This is a genomic window from Microbacterium sp. H6 (assembly GCF_003314775.1).
GTDB lineage: Bacteria > Actinomycetota > Actinomycetes > Actinomycetales > Microbacteriaceae > Microbacterium > Microbacterium oxydans.
On sequence record NZ_QOAY01000278.1, the window covers coordinates 1,780 to 4,896 of the forward strand.

Below are 3,117 nucleotides of genomic sequence, written 5' to 3' on the forward strand. Positions count from 1 at the left end.
CCCTCGCCTACGCGCAGGCGCACCCCGAAGCCGTGACCGAGCTGGTGCTCCGGGGCATCTTCACGCTGCGTCGCGTCGAGCTCGAGTGGTTCTACGAGGGCGGAGCAGCGGCGCTCTTCCCCGATCTCTGGGAGCAGTTCATCGAGCCCATCCCGGTGCTGGAGCGCTCGCACATGATCGAGGCCTACCACCGCCGACTGTTCGATCCCGACCCCGCTGTGCACGTCCCGGCGGCGATCGCCTGGTCCACCTGGGAAGCGGCGACCGTCACCCTGACGCCGAACGAGGCGCAGATCGAGGCGATGGCCGATCCCGACAAGGCCACGGCATTCGCCCGCATCGAGAACCACTTCTTCGTCCACCGGGGCTGGTGGGAAGAGGGCCAGTTGATCGCCGGAGTCGACGCCATCCGGCACATCCCGACGGTGATCGTGCAGGGGCGCCACGATGTCGCGACGCCGATGATGACCGCGTGGGATCTGCACCGTGCCTGGCCGGAGGCGGAGTTCCGCGTGGTCGACGACGCCGGCCACGCGGCCACGGAACCCGGCACGCAGAAGGCGCTCCGGGCGGCGACGGACCGATTCGCCCGCGCGGAGCGCTGACCGTCAGGCCCGCAGCGCCTTCGTCAGGGTCTTCACGAGTCCGCTGATGCGGCCGTCCACCCGATAGCGGGTCAGCCCTTCGCTCACTGCGGCGCCGGTCCGCGAGGAGACGAACCACGGCGGCTTCGGCAGGATGGTGAGGCGTCCGCCCCCGTTCGCGATCGGGAGCGACCGCGGGAACGGGCGGAAGGGGCCACGCAGCACGGAGCGCTCGACCCCGTCGAGCAAGAGGGCGTTGTGCACGACGCCGATGCCGCTCCCGACGTCGTCGATCGTGCCGCCGGGGAACGCGCCCCAGGTGAGGGTAGGGGTGATGAACCCGAATGCGGTCCAGCCGTTGATCGCGATGGAGCCGTAGTGGAGCGCGGCGATGGCCCGTTCGAAGCCGGTGCCGAGCGACTTCTCGGTCGCGGGGTCGATCAGCAGGTTCGCGCCGAGGGTCCCCTGCAGTCTGTCGTTCGCGTGGGCGACAGCGGCGTCGAGGAACTCCTGGCCCGTGCCGGGCACGGTGACGACGCCCAGCACCGGTGCGAAGTACTCGGTGTTCTCCAGGGCGGTCGGATCGTCGTCGGCATCGATCTCGACGAGCAGTCTGTCGCCGAGCACGAGGGCATCGGGGTAGGCGTCGGTCGCGAGCTCCATCCGCGAGGGTGATCCCGGGTACCAGATCGGGCGCTCGGGGGCGTTCGCATACGCACGTCGCAGGGCTGCGCGGAAGGCGTCGGCCCGGTCCCAGTCGGACGACATGATCACGACCTGGCCCGCGATGCAGTTGTGACCGCAGTTCTGCAGGCGCATCGTCACGATGTGCTCGGCCTGGTAGGTGAGGTCGGCGTCGGTCCACGCGCCAGGCACCACGATGATCGGCGAGACGCCGCCCAGCTCTGCCGTGATCGGCTTCTTCAGCAGTGGACGGTTCTCGCGTCGACGTCGCTTCGTCGCGGATGCGCCGTCACCCTTCGACGGGCCCCAGACGATGGTGTCGAACGTCGCCGCCGAGCCGGTGATGTGCACGTGCACGAGGCCTGGATGACCGGTGAGATACGAGCCGGTGGCGGGCCCGCCGCGGACGATGCGCAGGAAGCCGGGCTCGATGAGGGGCGCGAGCGCGCGCTTGTACACGGGCACCAGCGCGTCCTGCGTGGGGTTCACCTTGAGCAGTGCCGTGCGGTTGTGGGCGAGCAGTTCGTAGAGCACATCGAGCACCGGGATCGAGGTCACGTTCCCCGCGCCGAGCACGAGGCCGACGCCGCCCGACTCGGTGGGCGTGCGCTGCGCGAGGCCGGCTGATGCGCGTGCCGCTCCCGGGGTGATCCCCGGTTCCAGCCAGACCTCGCCCGTGAATCCGGACAGTAGGAACCTGTCGATGCCGGTGAGGGGGAAGGCGTGTACGCGGGTGCGTCCGCCCGGTGCGCGATCGATGGAGATCCCGTCGAGGGGGTTGGCGCCGTTCGCGAGGCGGGAGAGCGTCTCGATGTAGGCGTCGAGAGCGCCGAGCACACTGTAGGGACCGCTCAGCCACTCCTCGCCGCGGAGGGGATGGCGCGCGTCCAGGCCCTTCGAGGACGCGGCCGTGTTCGCCCAGTCCTCCGCCGTCGAGGCCACGCTCGTCCGAACCGCCCGCAGCAGCGTCACCCGCTGGGCGACCGTGAGCGCCGACCACGTGCGCGCTCCGACCTGGAGGGCGTCGACAGCGGTGTCGAGCCGCTCCCGTTCGCCTTCGCCCAGCCCCGGCGCTTCGTTCTTCGGCGCACCCTTCGGCGCACCCTTCGACGTGGCAGCGGCGGCCGCTGGGGAGGTGGCGGTTGTGCTCGCAGAAGTCATCGACGTCTCCTTCGGACGGGATCCCAGCTTAGGCGTCGGAGGTCTCGAGGGCATCGATGTCCGCGCGGCGCAGTCGGTAGCGGCGGAGCGTCACCAGGCTGCCGGCCATCAACACGGCGGGCAGGATGCTGAAGCTGAGGACGATGCCCGTCACCGCGGCCGCCGGTTGCTCGACGGTGGTGCCGGCGACGGTCGAGACGTAGCCGGTCGCTGCAAGGGTCAGGGACACCGCCGTCGCGCCCAGGGCGAACCCCACCGTCTCCCCGGCGGTCCAGATGCCGGTGAACGTGCCGGCCTGCCCTGCCCCGCTCGTACGCTCGTCGTGCGAGATCACATCGGGAAGCATCGCCATCGGCAGCGACTGCAGCCCCGCGTACGCGATGCCGGCGACGGCGACCGAGGCGTAGATCCAGAGGCCGGGCGACCACACGGCCACGACGAGCGATGCGGCAGCAGCCGTGAACAGCGCGCTGGCCATCGCGAAGGCCCGCTCCTTGCCCACGCGTCGGGCGATGACCGTCCACCCCGGGGTCGCGAGCAGCGCCGGGCCCACGAGCGCGACGAACACGAACGTCACCGCATCCTCCGAGCGCAGCACCCACGTGGCGACGTACTGCGCGCCGGCGAGCATCGTCCCGGTCGCGAGGGCCTGCAGGACGAAGGTGCCCAGCAGCGCGCGGAAGGGCTG

The 3,117-nt window shown here is 70.8% G+C and carries 3 protein-coding genes; 1 reads left to right on the top strand and 2 read right to left on the bottom strand.

Annotation, left to right across the window (positions count from 1 at the left end):
* Positions 1–605, top strand: a 605-nt coding sequence (locus tag DSP71_RS24260; protein ID WP_258546533.1) for an alpha/beta fold hydrolase, incomplete at its 5' end; no start/stop codon positions are given.
* 3 nt (positions 606–608) lie between these two features.
* On the opposite strand, the gene DSP71_RS18115 is transcribed toward DSP71_RS24260, so the two are convergent.
* Both DSP71_RS18115 and DSP71_RS24265 read right to left on the bottom strand, forming a co-directional pair.
* On the bottom strand, positions 609–2,429 hold the full coding sequence (locus DSP71_RS18115; protein WP_179516339.1) for an aldehyde dehydrogenase family protein: 1,821 nt from the start codon (positions 2,427–2,429) through the stop codon (positions 609–611).
* 28 nt (positions 2,430–2,457) lie between these two features.
* The coding region (locus tag DSP71_RS24265; RefSeq protein ID WP_258546534.1) for an MFS transporter at positions 2,458–3,117 on the bottom strand (660 nt) is incomplete at its 5' end.

Excerpts from the sequence above, each read along its gene's own strand:
- DSP71_RS18115 (WP_179516339.1), bottom strand. The coding sequence starts at position 2,429 with ATGACTTCTGCGAGCACAACCGCCACCTCCCCAGCGGCCGCCGCTGCC.